A 15,342-nucleotide genomic window follows, 5' to 3' on the forward strand; every position below is an offset into this window, starting at 1 on the left:
GGTACCGGCAGGCCGGTCCGCCGCCTCTGGCGCGTCCGGGGCCGGAAGAGAATACTGTGTCCATGGATGCGAACAAGCAGTACCCTCCGGCCAGCGTCGTCGCCGGTCTGCAGTCGCGCAAGGCCCACGAACTGATCGAGTTCCTGACCGGGACCATGGGATTCATCGAACACGCACGGTTCGAAGAGCATGGCCTGGTGGTGCACGCGGAACTGCTCTGGCCCGAGGGCGGGATGGTGATGGTCTCCAGCCACGCGGAGGGAACCCTGTGGGCCCGGGAGCCCGGTTCGGCCCAGCTGAACGTCTACACCCGCGACCCGGACGGCGCGTACGAGCGCATGAAGGCAGCCGGGGCGTCGATCATCCGGGACCTGCAGGACACCGACTACGGCGACCGCGGCTTTGGCATCAACGACCCGGACGGGAATCTGTGGGCCATCGGAAAATACCGCGGCCAACCGCTGTCGGCCGACTCGGCCAAGGAACAGGACGTCAGCTACGAGGGCCACGCCTGAGCAAGCGTCCGGACGCACCTTATGATTGCCCCATGAATTCCGGATCGCTGCTGGCCCTCTGCCGGCTGCATGCCTTGAAGCCCGATGCCAGCAAGGTGGGAATCACCGGGATCGACAAGCGCCCGGTGGACGGGCGGGTGCCGGTCCACCCGATGGGGCTGCGCGCCGATGTCCAGGCGGACCGCAAAAACCACGGCGGGGAGCTCAAGGCCCTCTACGCCTATGCCCAGGAGGACGCCGACGCGTGGTCGGCCGAGCTCGGGCGCGACATCCCGCCGGGGCTGTTCGGCGAGAACCTGCGGACCATGGGCGTGGCGGTCAGCGGAGCGCTGGTGGGGGAGCGGTGGCGGGTGGGCCCCGACGTCGTCGTCGAGGTGACGATGCCGCGGATACCCTGCGCCACCTTCGCCCGCCACATGGGTGAGCCCCAGTGGGCCAAGCGATTCCTGCGCAGGGGGCTGCCCGGCGCCTATCTCCAGGTGATCACCCCCGGCTCGCTGGCCGCCGGCGACAGCATCGAGGTCCTTTTCCGCCCGGCCCACGGCGTCAGCGTGGCCGACTCCTCCCTGGGGCTCAGCCCCGGGCAGGCGCAGGCGCTGCGGGCGTCCGAGGCCGGCGGGGAGATTGCGCTGCACGGGAACGTCGCCAAGGCGGTCCGGAGGGCGCTGGGCCGGGGCCGCGTCCACGCCTGAGGACCCCGCTGCAGCCCCCGCGCCCCGCGGCGCCTGGCTCCTTCCCGCCGCCGGTTGTCCGGCGCGTCACCGGGCCGTAGTCTTTATGCAACTTGTTGTGCAAAGGAGTGCATCGTGGCCGTGGCCTACCCGAAGCTGTTCGAACCGCTGGACCTCGGCTTCACGGTCCTGCCCAACCGGGTGCTGATGGGGTCCATGCACGTCGGGCTGGAGGAGCTGCCCGGCGGCTTCGAGCGCATGGCGGCCTTCTACGCCGAACGCGCGCGCGGCGGCGTCGGGCTGATCGTGACCGGCGGCTTCGCCCCCAACGCGGCCGGCAGGCTGCAGCCCGGCGGCGCCATGATGACGACGGCGGAGGAGGCCGCCCGCCACACGATCGTCACCGGCGCTGTCCACGCCGCCGGAGGGCGGATAGCGCTGCAGCTGCTGCACGCCGGACGTTACGCCGCGCATCCCGAGCCGGTGGCCCCAAGCCCGCTGCAGGCCCCGATCAGCCCGTTTACGCCCCGCGGCCTCAGCGAAGCGGAGATCGGGCAGACCATCGAGGACTTCACGAACTCGGCCGCGCTGGCCCGCGACGCGGGATACGACGGCGTCGAAATCATGGGGTCCGAGGGATACCTGATCAACGAGTTCATCGCCGCCCGCACCAACCGGCGGACGGACGGCTGGGGCGGCAGCTACCGGAACCGGATCCGCTTCCCGCTGGAGGTTGTCCGCCGGACCCGCGAGCGGGTTGGGGAGGATTTCATCATCATCTACCGCCTGTCCATGCTGGACCTGGTGGAAGGCGGCTCCACCTTCGAGGAAGTCGCCGAACTGGCCCGCGGAGTCGAGGCGGCGGGGGCCACCATCATCAATACCGGCATCGGCTGGCACGAATCCCGCGTGCCGACCATCGCCACCTCGGTCCCGCGTGCCGGCTTCTCCTGGGTCACCCGCCGGCTGATGGGCGCCGTCGGAATTCCGTTGGTAACCACCAACAGGATCAACAACCCGGATACCGCCGAGCAGCTGCTGGCCGACGGATACGCCGACATGGTGTCCATGGCCCGCCCGCTGCTCGCCGACCCGGCGTTCGTGCTCAAGGCCTCGCGCGGACGGGCGGACGAGATCAACACCTGCATCGCCTGCAACCAGGCCTGCCTGGACCACACCTTCGTCGGCAGGACCACCTCCTGTCTGGTCAATCCGCAGGCCTGCCACGAGACAGAACTGCTGATCGCGCCCGCCGCCGCGCCCAAATCGCTGGCCGTGGTCGGGGCGGGGCCGGCCGGGCTGGCCTGTGCGGTCACCGCGGCCAGGCGCGGGCACCGCGTCACCCTCTTCGAAGCGGCGGACGGCATCGGCGGCCAGTTCAACCTGGCCAAGCAGATCCCGGGCAAGGAAGAGTTCCACGAGACCATCCGCTACTTCAGCCGTCAGCTGGAGCTGCTCGGCGTCGAGGTGCGGCTGAAGACCCGGGCCACCGCGGCGGCCCTGGCCGAAGGCGGGTTTGACGAGGTCGTCCTCGCCACCGGCGTGGTGCCCCGGCTTCCGGACCTGGACGGCGTGGACCACCCGAGCGTGCTCGGCTACCTGGACGTGCTGCGCGACCACCGGCAGCTGGGTGAAACGGTGGCGGTGCTGGGCGCCGGAGGCATCGGCTTCGACGTCAGCGCCTACATCACCCAGACCGGTCCCAGCGCCACCCTGGATGCGGGCCGGTTCCGCGAGCATTGGGGGGTGGACGTCGACCCGGCGGCGCGCGGCGGCCTGGCCGCTCCCCGGCCAGAACGCCCGGCCCGCAGCGTCTACCTGCTGCAGCGCAAGGAATCCAAGCTCGGCGCCGGACTGGGCAAGACGACCGGGTGGATCCACCGGGCCGAGCTCAAGAGCCGCGGGGTGCAGATGATCCCGGCCGTGACCTACCGCCGGATCGACGACGACGGACTGCACCTGACCGTCGACGGCACCGACACGGTGCTCGCCGTCGACAACGTGGTGCTCTGCACCGGCCAGGAGCCGCAGCGGGAGCTGCAGGAGGCGCTGGAAGCGGCGGGGCTGCCGGTCCACCTGGTCGGCGGCGCCGACGTGGCAGCCGAACTCGACGCCAAACGCGCCATCAACCAGGCGACCCGGCTGGCCGCGGCGCTGTAACGGAGCGAGCTGTCATGTCCTTGCCGCACGCCATCCTCACCGCCCTGCTGGAGCGGCCCGGGTCCGGGGCGGAACTGGCCCGCCGGTTCGACAAGTCGTTCGGCTTCTTCTGGCCGGCGACGCACCAGCAGATCTACCGCGAGCTCGCCAAGCTGGAACAGAACGGCCTGGTCGAATCAACGGGCCGCGACTCCAGCCGCGGGCGCGCCAAGGAGTACCAGGTCCTTGCCGTCGGCCGGGAAGAACTGCGGCGCTGGACCGACGAACGGCAGAACCCGCGCCCCGTCCGGGAGGAGCTGATGATCCGCCTCCGCGCCTCCTCGGTGCTCGGAGACGTCCCGATCCACGGCGAAATCGAGCGGCATCTGGCCCTGCACCGCGCGCAGCTGGAGGCCTACCGCCAGCTCGACCAGCGGGGCACCTGGACCGATGCCAACCGCCTGCAGCGGGCCGTGCTGCAGGCGGGCATCATGTTCGAGCAGGCCTGGATCGAGTGGGCCGAGCAGACCCTGCAGGGGGAGTAGGAACACGGACCGGCACACGGCGCCGGGTGGCCGCTGTGCCAAAGGTCACCGCCCGCCGTCGTGCTCCCTGTCCCCGGCCAGCCGGAGCGTGCCGTACACTGGATACATCCCCCACTGTCGGTATTCCCTTAGTTCTGCGCGATAATGCCGTTTACGGTCTTGTCGAAGCGTCTGATTGTGTGTGGGCCCGCCTCTATGCGGCGGGCAGTTTCATGTTTGGGAGCGCCGGCTAAAGAAAACGCCGCCAGGTCTCTCCGCAGCTTGCGGGTGGCCAGCGAAGCGGCGGAAAGCCCTGCCACGGGATTGTAATAGCGCCGGGCTTTGAGTCAGAGGACCGCGGACATTGATGTGCCGCGGCCACCGGTCCCCAGCTGAATACGAGGAACTGCCCCGTGTCCGAAAACACTGTTAACACCCTGCCCGAAAACGCCGACGCCGCCCCGGCCGTCGAAGACGAGAACACCGTACTCTTCACCGACTTCGGCCTCGACGGCCGTGTCCTGGCCGCGCTGACCGACGTCGGCTACGAGAAGCCTTCGCCCATCCAGGCCGCCACCATTCCCGTCCTGCTCGAAGGCCGCGACGTCGTCGGCCTGGCGCAGACCGGCACGGGCAAGACCGCGGCGTTCGCGGTTCCCGCCCTCTCCCGGATGGCCGAGCTGCCGCCGACCAAGAACACCCAGATCCTGGTGCTGGCCCCCACCCGCGAGCTGGCCCTGCAGGTGGCCGAGGCCTTTTCCTCCTACGCCGCCCACATGGACGACTTCACCGTGCTGCCCGTCTACGGCGGCTCCGCATACGGCCCCCAGCTGGCCGGCCTGCGCCGCGGCGCCCAGGTGGTTGTCGGTACCCCCGGCCGCGTGATCGACCACATCGAAAAGGGCTCGCTGGACCTGTCCGAACTCCAGTACCTGGTGCTGGACGAGGCCGACGAGATGCTGCGCATGGGCTTCGCCGAAGAGGTCGACCAGATCCTCTCCAAGACCCCCGAAAGCAAGCAGGTTGCCCTGTTCTCGGCGACCATGCCGACCGCCATCCGCCGGATCGCGAAGAAGTACCTGAAGGACCCGGCCGAGATCACGGTCAAGGCCAAGACCACCACGGGCACCAACACCCGCCAGCGCTACCTGCAGGTCATGGGCCCGCACAAGCTGGATGCCATGACCCGGATCCTGGAAGCCGAAGATTTCGACGGCGTCATCGCCTTCGTGCGCACCAAGATGGCTACCGAGGACCTGGCCGACAAGCTGAAGTCCCGCGGCTACCGGGCCGCCGCCATCAACGGCGACATCCCGCAGCAGCAGCGCGAGCGCACCGTCGAGGCCCTGCGCGACGGCAAGATCGACATCCTGGTCGCCACGGACGTCGCCGCCCGCGGGCTGGACGTCGAGCGCATCACCCTCGTGGTCAACTACGACATCCCGCACGACACCGAGTCCTACGTGCACCGCATCGGCCGCACCGGCCGTGCGGGCCGCTCGGGCGACGCCATCCTGTTCATGACCCCGCGCGAGAAGTACCTGCTGCGGGCGATCGAGAAGGCCACGCGCCAGCCCGTCGAGCAGATGCACCTGCCCTCGGCCGAGACCATCAACAACCTGCGGATGCGCAAGTTCGCGGAGCAGATCACCGAGACCCTGGCGTCCGAGGACGTCTCGATCTTCCGCGACCTGATCGCGAACTACGAGACCGAGCACGACGTCCCGGCCGCCGAGATCGCGGCCGCGCTGGCCGTCATGGCCCAGGGAGGACGCCCGCTGCTGGTCCAGGACCTGCCCGAGGCACCCAAGGGCCAGCGCGAGCGTGCCGGCGGCGGACGCGACGCCATGAATTCACGCGGCCCGTCCCGCACGCTGACCGAGGGCAACGCGACCTACCGGATTGCCGTGGGGCGCCGGAACCGCGTGATGCCCGGGTCGATCGTCGGCGCCATCGCCAACGAGGGCGGCCTGTCCGCCGCGCAGATCGGCGGCATCGACATCCGCTCGGACCACTCGCTGGTCGAGCTGCCCGCTGACCTGAGCAAGGACCAGCTGCGCGCGCTGTCCAAGACCCGCATCGGCGGCGAGCTGATCCACCTGGAGCTGGACGGCGGCCGCAAGCCGCGCCGGGACCGCGACGACGTCGCCGGCGGACACCGCGGCGGCTTCCGCAGCGACCGGGGCGACCGGCCGTTCAAGAAGAAGTTCGAAAGCGACCGCCCCTACAAGAAGAAGTTTGAGGGCGACCGTCCGTACAAGACCGACGGCGAACGCAGCTTCAGCGGCGACCGCAGCTTCGGTGGCGAACGCTCCGACCGTGGATTCGGCGGGGAGCGCAGCGACCGCGGCTTTGGCGCCGCACGCAAGCCGCGCCACACCCGCGGCTAGCCTCCGCGCAGGCCGCGCCACACCCGCGGCTCAGCTGCCGGTTTGGCTTTCAGCCAGGAACCACCCCTCCGGGGCACTTGTCATTGGACAGGTGCCCCGGAGGCATTTAACGTCCACCCGTGTTCAACCAGCCGGCCGGGTGCCGGAAACCACCGTGGAGGCGTGCTCCTCGGAACGGGCGATGGCCGGCACCAGTCCGCGCGCTTCGAAGGACCCGGCCGCTGCCTCCGCCTGCCCCTCGCTCGTTTCCACCAGCACAGACCCGCCCGGCGCGAGCCAGTCCGGCGCCCCGTCCGCGACGCGCCGCATGACAGCGAGGCCGTCAGGACCGCCGTCGAGCGCCCACGGTGCTTCGTGGAGGCGGGCTTCGGGCGGCAGCAACGTGACCTCCGCCGTGGGCACGTAGGGGACGTTCGCGGCCAGGACGTCGACGCGGCCGCGCAATGCCGCGGGCAGGGCCGCGTACAGGTCGCCCGCGTGCACCTGTGCCGCCGGCAGGTTCGCGCGCGCACACGCCACCGCCTCAGGATCCACGTCCGCGGCGTGCAGTTCGGCGGGCCTGAGCAGTGCACCCAGCGCCGCCGCCACGGCCCCCGAACCACAGCACAGATCGACGACGACGCCGGTGGGCACCGGGGCCAAGGCCGCGGCCTGCCGGACCAGGAACTCGGTCCTCCGCCGGGGGACGAAAACCCCGGGGGCAACGCGAATGCGCAAGCCACAGAACCCGGCCCAGCCCAGGACTTGTTCCAGGGGCGTCCCGGCCGCCCGCCGTTCCACCCTGGCGGAAATTTCTTCCCCGGGACCGCCCTCGGCCAGCAGCAGGTCGGCCTCCTCCTCGGCGAAGACGCAGCCTGCCGCGCGCAGCCGGGAGGCGATGTCGTCCCGGCCCCATGGCTGGGAAACCTGCATGTGGAGTCCTTTCTAATGACGCCAGAGTACCCTTTCGTCCGCGTCCGGTGGCTGCCTCGGTGTGATCTTGGCTGCAGTCCGCGCGCCCGAAACGCCGCCGGGGAGAGGCCGCCCGGGGCTGTCCGCGGAGGAGACCGCCGTCGGGCGTGTGGCCTTCACCACGGGGCACGATTCCGATTTCTTATAGGGGCAAATTGCTGGTAATGTATTTCTCCGTTGCCCCCCTAGCTCAGTGGTAGAGCGCGTTCTTGGTAAGAACGAGGTCACCGGATCGATTCCGGTGGGGGGCTCGGAATGGCAAAGCCCGCGTCTGCGTCGCGAGACGCAGCGCGGGCGCTCCCATTCGTGGCGGTGTAGCTCAGCTGGTTAGAGCGCACGACTCATAATCGTGAGGTCCCCGGATCGAGTCCGGGCACCGCTACCGAGACCCTGAGGGGCCCGATCGGAACTATGGTTCCGGCCGGGCCCCTCGGCTGTTAATGCGCCCGCCGCTGACCCCCAAGGCCGTCCCGGGCCGCAGCCCGCGGGTCAGGGGAGCTCTCATTCCTCTTACTAGAGTGGACGCCATGCCCGCCCTGTATCTCGCCCACGGCATCGCCTGGACCCCCGGGGGCCCCCGGCTGCGCCTGGCGGCTCCGGACGGCACGCCGGAGGACCTGCCCGTAACGCAGGGGTCGAGGCTGGGCTTCCGGGTGGTGGACCCCCAGCGCTACTGCCTGGGCAGCCACCGGGTACTTTCGGCCGCGGAGCGCACGCATGTACCCTGCCGGCTGCAGGCTCCGGCGGAGCGGGGTCACCAATGTGTGAACTGCTTCCTCAATGACGACCTGCGCTTCATGCATGACAGCCACCGCAGCGGCCGGGCACCCGAGGGGCTGCTGGCCTACCTCGCCCAACCCCATTGGCTGTATGTGGCCACATTCGCCAACGGTGCCAGCAAGGTGGGTACGGCGGCCCACGTGCGGAAATCGTTGCGGCTGGCCGAACAAGGCGCAGTGGCCGCCCGTTACGTCGCCCGGACGCGCGACGGACGGGTGGTGCGGGTACTCGAGGACGCGGTCTCGGAAAATACCGCCCTGACGCAAGCCGTGCGCAGCGCCGCCAAGTTCGCCGGGCTGCTGGCCCCGCTGCCGCTGCCCGAGGTGGACCGGCTCAACTCCGGCCATGCTGCCACTGTGCGCGAACTGCTGCCTGCCGTGCAACTGGAGGGCTTCTACGTCGTCGACGAACAATGGCAGGTTCCGGCGCTGGCGGCACCGGTTCTGCAGGACGGCGTCAAGAGGGGTTATCCGGGCAGCTTTGCCTCGGGCGACCACGGGTTCATCGTGGAGGGCCTCCTGGGCAGCGTCGCGGCCGCGCGGCTGCAGGATGGCGGACCGCTCTTTTTGGTGGACCTGGGCGGGGTGAAGGGCCGCCGGATCGCCGTCGGCGACTTCGTCTCGGAGCAGCCCGTCATTCAGGAACAGCTGTTCTAGGCAATCCCTGGCGGGCGTTGCCCGGAGCCCCGGCGCACGGCTCCGCGGTTCGGCCAGCAGGGGGCGTGGCCGGTAACCTTGAGGTATGAATCCTTGGGACCTTGGCTCGCCGCTGTACCGCAAGCTGGTCATCTCTGCCATGGTGCTGATCGGCGTCGGGATCCTCCTGTCGGTCATCGCCGCGTCGGCGAGCATCCAATGGCTGATCTGGGCTGCGCTGGCCGCCATCATCACGGGTTTGCTGACCCATTTGGCCGGGCTGCTGGTCCGGTTCCGCGACGCCCGGGCCCGGCAGGCAGCCGCCCACCCGCGGGGCACGCGGCCAGCGAAGCGTCGATAGTCCCATCCACTCCATCCGAAGGAGATCCATGTCCGATCATGCCGGGGTCAACCCCGACCTCGCCGGCCGCACCTACCCGGCCGGCGCCGCCTATACCGTGGGCCGCGAGAAGATCCGGGAGTTCGCTTCCGCGGTCAAGGCCACGCATCCTGCGCACTTCAACGTCGAAGCCGCGCAGGAACTGGGCTACGGCGACCTGGTGGCTCCGCCCACCTTCGCCATCATCGTGGCCCAGCGCGCGGATGCCCGGCTGATCGAGGACCCTGATTCCGGCATCGATTTCTCCCGCGTGGTCCATGCTGACCAGCGGTTCGTGCACCACCGGCCGATCGTCGCCGGCGACGAACTGGTGGCCGAGTTGCACGTCGACCAGGTGCGCGCAATGGGCGGCGGGGCCATGATCACCACCCGGGCGGAAATCAGCACGGTCGCCGGCGAGAAAACGGCCACCACCACGTCGTCGATCCTGGTGAGAGGGGAAGGCCAGTGAGCGTTGAACTGAACGAACTGACTGTTGGACAGGACATTGGCTCACGGAGCATTGAGGTTTCCCGCGCGGACCTGGTCAGGTATGCCGGAGCGTCCGGCGACTTCAACCCGATCCACTGGAACGGACGCTTCGCCGAGCAGGTAGGCCTCCCCGGCGTCATCGCGCACGGCATGTTCACCATGGGCGCCGCGGTGCAGCTGGTGACGGACTGGATCGGCAACCCGGCCGCCGTCGTCGACTACCAGACGCGCTTCACCAAGCCGGTCCTCGTGGAGGATCTTGACGGACCCGGCGCCACGATCGACGTCAGCGGCGCCATCGGGGCCATCGACCAGGACAACGGCACGGCGCGGGTCGACCTCACCGTGACCGCCGCAGGCGTGAAGGTACTGGTCAAAGCCCAGGCGGTCGTCAAGATTTGGTAAACCGCACCGCGCCCACGGCGGGGGAGAGGCCCACCCCGTGACTGAAACGATTCTTGCGCCGCTGACTACGGTCGGTGTGGGCGGTCCCGCCCGGCAATTCATCGAAGCAGACTCCGAGTCCGAGATCATCGAGGCCGTCCGTGCCGCCGACGAGTCCGGAGACCACCTGCTCGTTATTGGCGGCGGCTCGAACCTCGTGATTTCCGACGACGGTTACCCCGGCACCGTGGTGGCCATTGCCAACCGCGGCTACAGCGTCCGGGAGCATGACGGCGCCGTCGGACTGACGGTGCAGGCGGGCCAGCCATGGGACGAGCTGGTGGCGCTGACGGTCGACAACGGGTGGGCCGGGCTGGAAGCCCTCTCCGGCATTCCCGGACTGACCGGGGCCACGCCTGTTCAGAACGTCGGCGCGTACGGATCCGATGTCTCGCAGACCATCGTCCGGGTCCGCACGTGGGATCGCAAGACCGGGTCCGTCCGGGAATTCGCGAACCGCGACCTCACCTTCGGCTATCGGGATTCCGTCCTGAAACAGAGCACGTCCAATGGATCTCCGCGCTTCGTGGTGCTGGAAGTCGAGTTCCGCCTGGCTCCCAGCCGTCAGAGCCTTCCGGTCCGTTACGCGGAGCTGGCACGCGTGCTCGGTGTCGACGTCGGAGGCGTGGCCAAGGCAGCTGACGTTCGCCGTGAGGTTCTCCGGCTCCGCGCTTCCAAGGGCATGGTCCACGATCTAGCCGACCGGGATACGTTCAGCACGGGCTCGTTCTTCACGAACCCCATTGTCGACATGAACACGGCGGCGAAACTGCCGGCTGACGCGCCACGCTGGCCGGCCGAGGACAAGGCCAAGCTGAGTGCTGCCTGGCTGATTGACCACGCGGGCTTTTCGAAGGGCTTTGGACTTTCCGGAACGTCGAACGGTCCCCTCAGCGGCTACGAGGTGGCGGGCGGCCGCGCCTCGCTTTCGACCAAACACACGTTGGCGATTACCAATCGCGGCGGCGCCAGCGCCGAGGATATCCTCGCGATTGCCCGGGCAGTCCGGGATGGCGTTGAACGGTCCTTCGGGATCCGGCTTCAGCCTGAGCCGCTTCTGATTGGCTGCAGTCTGTAGCTGCAGGCCTCTTGGCCGCCCGGTCTCCTGGGCTCGCGTCTGCCGGTTTAGTCCACGGCGGCTTGTGAGCGCCCGGGGCAGCCGGTGTCCGGCCGTCCGGACGGGGTGCCCGATACCGGCAGAAGTGCGCGCCCTATGAAAGCCCGGGCACTTCGGACACGAGGTCGTCGTCCGCCCGCGCTGGTTCCTTCCGCGTGAGGTGGGTGAAGTAGGCCGCTGTGCCTGCCAAGGCCACGAGTCCTCCGCGTGCGAAGGCTTCGCGCTGCAGCCGGGAGCCCGTGCCTCGCGCCTGGACCTCCTGGCATAGGAGCCTGATGCTGGTCTCGTCCCCGGCGTCGTCAAGTGCTTGCCGGGCGTGCTCGAAGAGCAGGGAGATCACGGTGCCGGCCGGGCAAGGCACGCCGCTGAGGGGATGCAGGAGATTACCGGCGATGCCCCAGCGGCTGGCTTGCCAAGCGGACAACCGGAGTACCGACGCCGGAACCGGTGCAGGGGGCAACCCGGACCTCCACTCTCTCGCCGCCGTCTCCACGAGTGCCCTCGACAAACCGGCGATCAACACGGTGTCGCTGGCCTGAAGGCAGACATCGGCCACCCGGATCTCGACCGTCGGGTGCTTGTGGGACAGCCGCGCGTCGAGATAAAGCATGGCGCGGTCGAGCACGACGCCGCTGTCCAAGGCACGCCGGAGCGAGCGGTGATACGCGGCAGCGGAGCCGAAGATTTCCGATGGCCCGGTGCCCGGCCAGCGCAACCAAGCCTGGGTCCTGTAACCGGCGTACCCGGTGTCGCGGCCCTGCCAGAACGGGGAGTTGCTGCTGAGGGCGGCGAGTACGGGAAGCCAGATCCGGATGCGGTCCAGCACGGCTACGCCCTCCTCCTCAGAATCCACGCTGACGTGGACATGGCAGCTGGAGGTCAAGGACTCTTCTGCGGTCAGCCCGAACTGCGCCCTCAGCGCTTGGACGCGGGTATCAGGAGCTGGATGCGGTGCAGCCGGGGACGGCGACGTGGCCAGCGCGACGGCCCTGGCTCCGGACGCGCGGGCACAAGCGTCGGCCAAGGCTCGTCCGGCTAGAATCTCGGCTTCCAGGTCGGACAAGGTAGCGCGGGGCGGGGAGATGACCTCGATCTGTTCCTGCTGCAGTTCGGTCGCGAGCGTCGGCCCGGTGGAGGCAGCGGCAGCGGCGGGTCCCGTTTGCCCGAATTCCTGGGCTTCTGCCGCCGTGAGGCGGTACCGGTCCATGACGGCTGCCGCACGCGGCACCGACAGGCCCGTGGCGGGGTCGACCAGCAGTAGTTCCTCTTCGACACCGAGAGTGCGCATGTAACCGCCTTTCGCCGGGCTTGTGCCGGTGGTAACGGCCGGGATGCCGCTGCAAGCCGGGCTCACCAACGAGCGTAGGGGCGGGAAGCCTGGCGGTCCACAGCGGCAATCGTCCCTCGCCCCGATGCACTGGCGATTCACCAAGAGGGGCAGACGCTGCGTCGTGCGTCCAGGCCGCGCCGTGCGGGAGGCCCTCGGACATCCGGCGACCCTGTCTGGCGCGGATGCTCCTAGGGAAGGCTAGGGAAGGTCTTCCCGTCTGATCGCCGCGTCAGCTTGCGGGGCGTCGACCTGCGGTGCTCCTGCCGGTCGTGGAATGCGCTGCCGTTCCACGCGGCGCTTGGAATGTGCGGATAGCTCGTCATGCCGAAGCATGAAGCGGATGATGCTCGGGCGAAGCGCACGGAGATTGACCAGACCGCTGCCGCAAAGCCAGCAGACCAGGCGGTAGCTGTGGTTCACCTGGACCAAGCGGTCGGTACCGTGATCCATGAGCCAGTCAGGTGATAAGAACTCATGCATCGGTGGCAGCAGATAATCGGCGGGCAGTAGCCGTGCGAAGGCATCGTGCGGCTCGAAACACTGTTCCAACTGGAGCATCATCCACCATTCTTCGGAGAGGTAGGCAGGACCGCAGGTCTCCAGAAAGCGCCGCAGGTGAGCCTCCAACCTGAGTGAGCGGTCGAGCTGGATTGGTCTTACCTGACGTTGTTGGACGAAGAACTCCCGAAGCACATCGTCGATTCGTGCCTTGGGCCTCGCATACCTGGTCACTGTTGAATCCTCTTGCTATGGGTTTCGCTTTGGGTCGCTAAGAACGGTGGCGGGGTGTCTGTCTAGAACGGCGGTTGGGTGTTGTCCCATGGGCCGTCCGTGGCTTCGTCTCCGCCATTGCCGCCGTCGTCGCCGTCTCCGCCGTCCCCGCCGTCGCCGCCCCTTGGACCGATTGCCGGTTCGTCCGGGCTTTCCGTGGCTCCGCCGCTGGGTGCCGAGGGGAGCGTGAGTGTCCACCCTTCGTCGGGGGTGGTGGTGTAGGTGTGGCCGGAGCGGGTGGTGAAGTGCAGGGTCCCGTCGGGGTCCTGCGTGACGGTTCCGCCGCCGTTGTGTTTGGTTATGTGGCCGGGTTTGCACCTGGCGCTGAGATTTTCCAGGACTGTTTTGCCGCCGTCTTCCCAGGCGATCGTATGGTCGATCTCGCATTGGTCCGCCGGGACGGTACAACCGAAGTCGCGGCAGTGGCGGTCGCGTAGCCGGACGAGGCGTTTGAGCCATTCGGGCGGGTGGCGCAAGTCTTTGGCGACGGCGGCTGCCTTGCCATAGTCATCGGTGAGCACGATCAACCAGGACTTGGCCAGCGCGGCAAGGTCGCGGGTCATGCCCGGCGGGATGGGCCCGTACCCGGTGAGGTCACCGGGTTCTTCGGAAAGCCGCAGCAAGGTTGCAAGGGGCGCGGTCACGGCGACGGAAGCGGTCACGTTCCCGGCACCGCAGGTACAGGGCCCCTGCCGTGCCGTTGCGGCGGCCGCGGTGTTTCGGGCGGTGTCCACCGCAACTTCCGCGTCTGGGATCTTGGGGCCGGTTTCTTTGGTGGTGCCCGGTAGGGTCCCGGCGGCTGCGGCTGCCGTTTCCGTTGCCGTTGCGGGGCCGCGGGCGGTCCCGGATCCGGCCGCCGTTCCGGAACGGGTCGGTGGCCGCGGGCCGGCTGCCGCTGGGTGGGCCGCTGTTTCGCCGTTGGCGGTGGCTGTTTGGGTGGAGACTGTGTCGCCGGCGGCGGGTCCGGTTGGCGTGGCGGCTGTGTCGCCGGCGGCGGGTCCGGTTGGCGTGGCGGTGGCCGTGGCGGGCCGGTAGGCGTGGCCGGGGTAGCGCAGGAGCATGTCGGTGAAGACGTCGGCGCGGAGTTGGCCCAGGGTGCGGGTTTCGTCAACGGTTTGGAGTTTGCGGGCGTGGGCCTGCATCAGGTTGTAGGCGAGCAGCGCCTTGTCCGCGCTGGTGCGGATGTAGAGTTCGGCCATCCCGTCATCCTGGGGCTGGTAGTGGACGGTGCGGCGTTCCATCGCGGCTTTGTGCCGGGTCTCGAGGGGTTCGGGGTGCAGCCGGTCGCGGACGGTGCGGGCCCGGGCCTGGACGGATTCCAAGGTGATGGTCCCGGCGCCGGGAACAACGCGGGCTTCGTAGCCGGCCAGGACCTCGGGCGGCAGGTCGGCGCCTTTGCGGGCGATGGCGGTGGCGCGGGGCAGGTCGAGGTCGCCGTTGTCGAGGGCCGCGAGCGTGGCGGGCATGCAGGTGGCGATCTGGTGTGCGTCGGCCAGTTCCGCGGCCGCGCGTTGGCGGGGCAGGGCCAGGACGGGTGCCAGTTCGTTGGCGGCGTGCCGGCAGATCCCGTCCGGTGCCCCGGCATCGGGCCCGGTGGCCGGGCGGAGCACCGCCAGGCGGTGCACGGCCCGCAGCCGTCGGGACTGGGTCCAGGCCTCGTGCTTGCGCACCGCCTGGAGGTAGTCGAGGGTCGACCAGTCGTCCAGGGCCGCGGGGTCGGTGCCGGCGAGCAGGCCGGCCAGTTCCGCCGGTCCCAGCTCCTGCCAGTCGTCCGCCCACCCCCGCGGCACCGGTACCGGCTCGGCGGAACCATCCTCGGGCGCGGCACCGTCGTCGGGCGCGGCAGGGGTACCGGAGGATTCCTCCGGCTCCTGCGCCTCGTCGAACGGTTCCGCTGCCATACTTCAACGCTACGCAGCCCACGCCCCGGGTAGAACGGGTCTTCGAGGAAAGTGCAAAACCTTCCCCCGACGACTGCCTGTGGAGGACAACTGAGCAGGCGGACGGCTGAACGGGGAGCCGTCCATGCCGGTGCAGGACAAGTTGGGAGGCGAACGATTCAACGCGGAGCCGTCACCTGCCGGTGGAAGACGCGGTCCCCTGCGTAGTGTCCTGATGTGGACAGCTCAGGGTACGGCGTAGCGGGACTTCCATGGCAGCATGCGCCGCGGAAAAGCGTACCTGCCAACAGCGGGAGCCCGCCC

At 69.2% G+C, this 15,342-nt stretch carries 14 protein-coding genes and 2 tRNA genes; 12 read left to right on the forward strand and 4 right to left on the reverse strand.

Translation table 11 applies throughout. From position 1 onward, the window contains the following. Positions 1 to 62: 62 nt before the first annotated feature. From AC5RUP_RS11710 to AC5RUP_RS11730, 5 genes are all read left to right on the forward strand, one after another. Entirely contained in the window at positions 63 to 515 is a 453-nt protein-coding gene (locus AC5RUP_RS11710) for a VOC family protein (RefSeq protein WP_494092782.1), read from the forward strand. 32 nt (positions 516 to 547) lie between these two features. Next, the gene (locus AC5RUP_RS11715) at positions 548 to 1,207 is read left to right on the forward strand and encodes an MOSC domain-containing protein (protein ID WP_494150947.1); all 660 of its coding nucleotides are present in this window, start codon (positions 548 to 550) and stop codon (positions 1,205 to 1,207) included. Positions 1,208 to 1,321: 114 nt separating this feature from the next. Continuing rightward, the gene (locus tag AC5RUP_RS11720; protein ID WP_494158570.1) at positions 1,322 to 3,346 is read left to right on the forward strand and encodes an FAD-dependent oxidoreductase; all 2,025 of its coding nucleotides are present in this window, start codon (positions 1,322 to 1,324) and stop codon (positions 3,344 to 3,346) included. A 14-nt stretch (positions 3,347 to 3,360) separates the two neighbouring features. Continuing rightward, on the forward strand, positions 3,361 to 3,870 hold the full coding sequence (locus AC5RUP_RS11725; protein ID WP_494150949.1) for a PadR family transcriptional regulator: 510 nt from the start codon (positions 3,361 to 3,363) through the stop codon (positions 3,868 to 3,870). 392 nt (positions 3,871 to 4,262) lie between these two features. After that, positions 4,263 to 6,239 carry a DEAD/DEAH box helicase gene (locus tag AC5RUP_RS11730; RefSeq protein ID WP_494158571.1) on the forward strand — a complete coding sequence of 659 codons (1,977 nt, stop codon included), beginning with the start codon at positions 4,263 to 4,265 and terminating at the stop codon, positions 6,237 to 6,239. A gap of 123 nt (positions 6,240 to 6,362) precedes the next feature. Here AC5RUP_RS11730 and AC5RUP_RS11735 read toward each other — a convergent pair whose 3' ends face one another. Beyond that, complete coding sequence (locus AC5RUP_RS11735) at positions 6,363 to 7,151, reverse strand: putative protein N(5)-glutamine methyltransferase (RefSeq protein ID WP_494158572.1); 789 nt, start codon at positions 7,149 to 7,151, stop codon at positions 6,363 to 6,365. A gap of 218 nt (positions 7,152 to 7,369) precedes the next feature. Here AC5RUP_RS11735 and AC5RUP_RS11740 point away from each other — a divergent pair. The 7 genes from AC5RUP_RS11740 (at position 7,370) to AC5RUP_RS11770 (ending at position 10,998) form a co-directional block, all read left to right on the forward strand. Beyond that, a tRNA-Thr gene (locus tag AC5RUP_RS11740) sits at positions 7,370 to 7,441 on the forward strand. 57 nt (positions 7,442 to 7,498) lie between these two features. Beyond that, positions 7,499 to 7,572 (forward strand) — tRNA-Met (locus tag AC5RUP_RS11745). A gap of 145 nt (positions 7,573 to 7,717) precedes the next feature. Then, a complete protein-coding gene (locus tag AC5RUP_RS11750) occupies positions 7,718 to 8,626 on the forward strand; it encodes a DUF2797 domain-containing protein (RefSeq protein WP_494154374.1) in 909 nt (302 codons plus the stop codon). A gap of 85 nt (positions 8,627 to 8,711) precedes the next feature. Next, the gene (locus tag AC5RUP_RS11755; protein WP_494000538.1) at positions 8,712 to 8,966 is read left to right on the forward strand and encodes a hypothetical protein; all 255 of its coding nucleotides are present in this window, start codon (positions 8,712 to 8,714) and stop codon (positions 8,964 to 8,966) included. Positions 8,967 to 8,994: 28 nt separating this feature from the next. After that, the gene (locus tag AC5RUP_RS11760; protein WP_494154373.1) at positions 8,995 to 9,456 is read left to right on the forward strand and encodes an FAS1-like dehydratase domain-containing protein; all 462 of its coding nucleotides are present in this window, start codon (positions 8,995 to 8,997) and stop codon (positions 9,454 to 9,456) included. Beyond that, positions 9,453 to 9,881 carry a MaoC family dehydratase gene (locus AC5RUP_RS11765; RefSeq protein WP_494000536.1) on the forward strand — a complete coding sequence of 143 codons (429 nt, stop codon included), beginning with the start codon at positions 9,453 to 9,455 and terminating at the stop codon, positions 9,879 to 9,881. The genes AC5RUP_RS11760 and AC5RUP_RS11765 overlap by 4 nt, the downstream gene beginning before the upstream one ends. A gap of 37 nt (positions 9,882 to 9,918) precedes the next feature. After that, positions 9,919 to 10,998: a UDP-N-acetylmuramate dehydrogenase gene (locus AC5RUP_RS11770; RefSeq protein WP_494154372.1), complete on the forward strand. Its 1,080-nt coding sequence runs from the start codon at positions 9,919 to 9,921 to the stop codon at positions 10,996 to 10,998. A gap of 133 nt (positions 10,999 to 11,131) precedes the next feature. On the opposite strand, the gene AC5RUP_RS11775 is transcribed toward AC5RUP_RS11770, so the two are convergent. The 3 genes from AC5RUP_RS11775 to AC5RUP_RS11785 all read right to left on the reverse strand — a co-directional run bounded on the left by AC5RUP_RS11775 (position 11,132) and on the right by AC5RUP_RS11785 (position 15,039). Beyond that, the gene (locus AC5RUP_RS11775; RefSeq protein ID WP_494154371.1) at positions 11,132 to 12,325 is read right to left on the reverse strand and encodes a carboxylate-amine ligase; all 1,194 of its coding nucleotides are present in this window, start codon (positions 12,323 to 12,325) and stop codon (positions 11,132 to 11,134) included. A gap of 240 nt (positions 12,326 to 12,565) precedes the next feature. Next, the gene (locus tag AC5RUP_RS11780; protein ID WP_494154370.1) at positions 12,566 to 13,099 is read right to left on the reverse strand and encodes a hypothetical protein; all 534 of its coding nucleotides are present in this window, start codon (positions 13,097 to 13,099) and stop codon (positions 12,566 to 12,568) included. A 62-nt stretch (positions 13,100 to 13,161) separates the two neighbouring features. Then, entirely contained in the window at positions 13,162 to 15,039 is a 1,878-nt protein-coding gene (locus tag AC5RUP_RS11785; RefSeq protein WP_494158573.1) for an HNH endonuclease signature motif containing protein, read from the reverse strand. Between the last annotated feature and the right edge of the window lie 303 nt (positions 15,040 to 15,342).

This window comes from Arthrobacter sp. Y3223151 (assembly GCF_059091125.1).

Bases quoted from the DNA above. Each gene is read 5' to 3' on its own strand.
- AC5RUP_RS11710 (WP_494092782.1), top strand. From the start codon at position 63: ATGGATGCGAACAAGCAGTACCCTCCGGCCAGCGTCGTCGCCGGTCTG.
- AC5RUP_RS11715 (WP_494150947.1), top strand. From the start codon at position 548: ATGAATTCCGGATCGCTGCTGGCCCTCTGCCGGCTGCATGCCTTGAAG.
- AC5RUP_RS11725 (WP_494150949.1), top strand. From the start codon at position 3,361: ATGTCCTTGCCGCACGCCATCCTCACCGCCCTGCTGGAGCGGCCCGGG.
- AC5RUP_RS11735 (WP_494158572.1), bottom strand. From the start codon at position 7,151: ATGCAGGTTTCCCAGCCATGGGGCCGGGACGACATCGCCTCCCGGCTG.
- AC5RUP_RS11750 (WP_494154374.1), top strand. From the start codon at position 7,718: ATGCCCGCCCTGTATCTCGCCCACGGCATCGCCTGGACCCCCGGGGGC.
- AC5RUP_RS11755 (WP_494000538.1), top strand. From the start codon at position 8,712: ATGAATCCTTGGGACCTTGGCTCGCCGCTGTACCGCAAGCTGGTCATC.
- AC5RUP_RS11760 (WP_494154373.1), top strand. From the start codon at position 8,995: ATGTCCGATCATGCCGGGGTCAACCCCGACCTCGCCGGCCGCACCTAC.
- AC5RUP_RS11775 (WP_494154371.1), bottom strand. From the start codon at position 12,325: ATGCGCACTCTCGGTGTCGAAGAGGAACTACTGCTGGTCGACCCCGCC.
- AC5RUP_RS11785 (WP_494158573.1), bottom strand. From the start codon at position 15,039: ATGGCAGCGGAACCGTTCGACGAGGCGCAGGAGCCGGAGGAATCCTCC.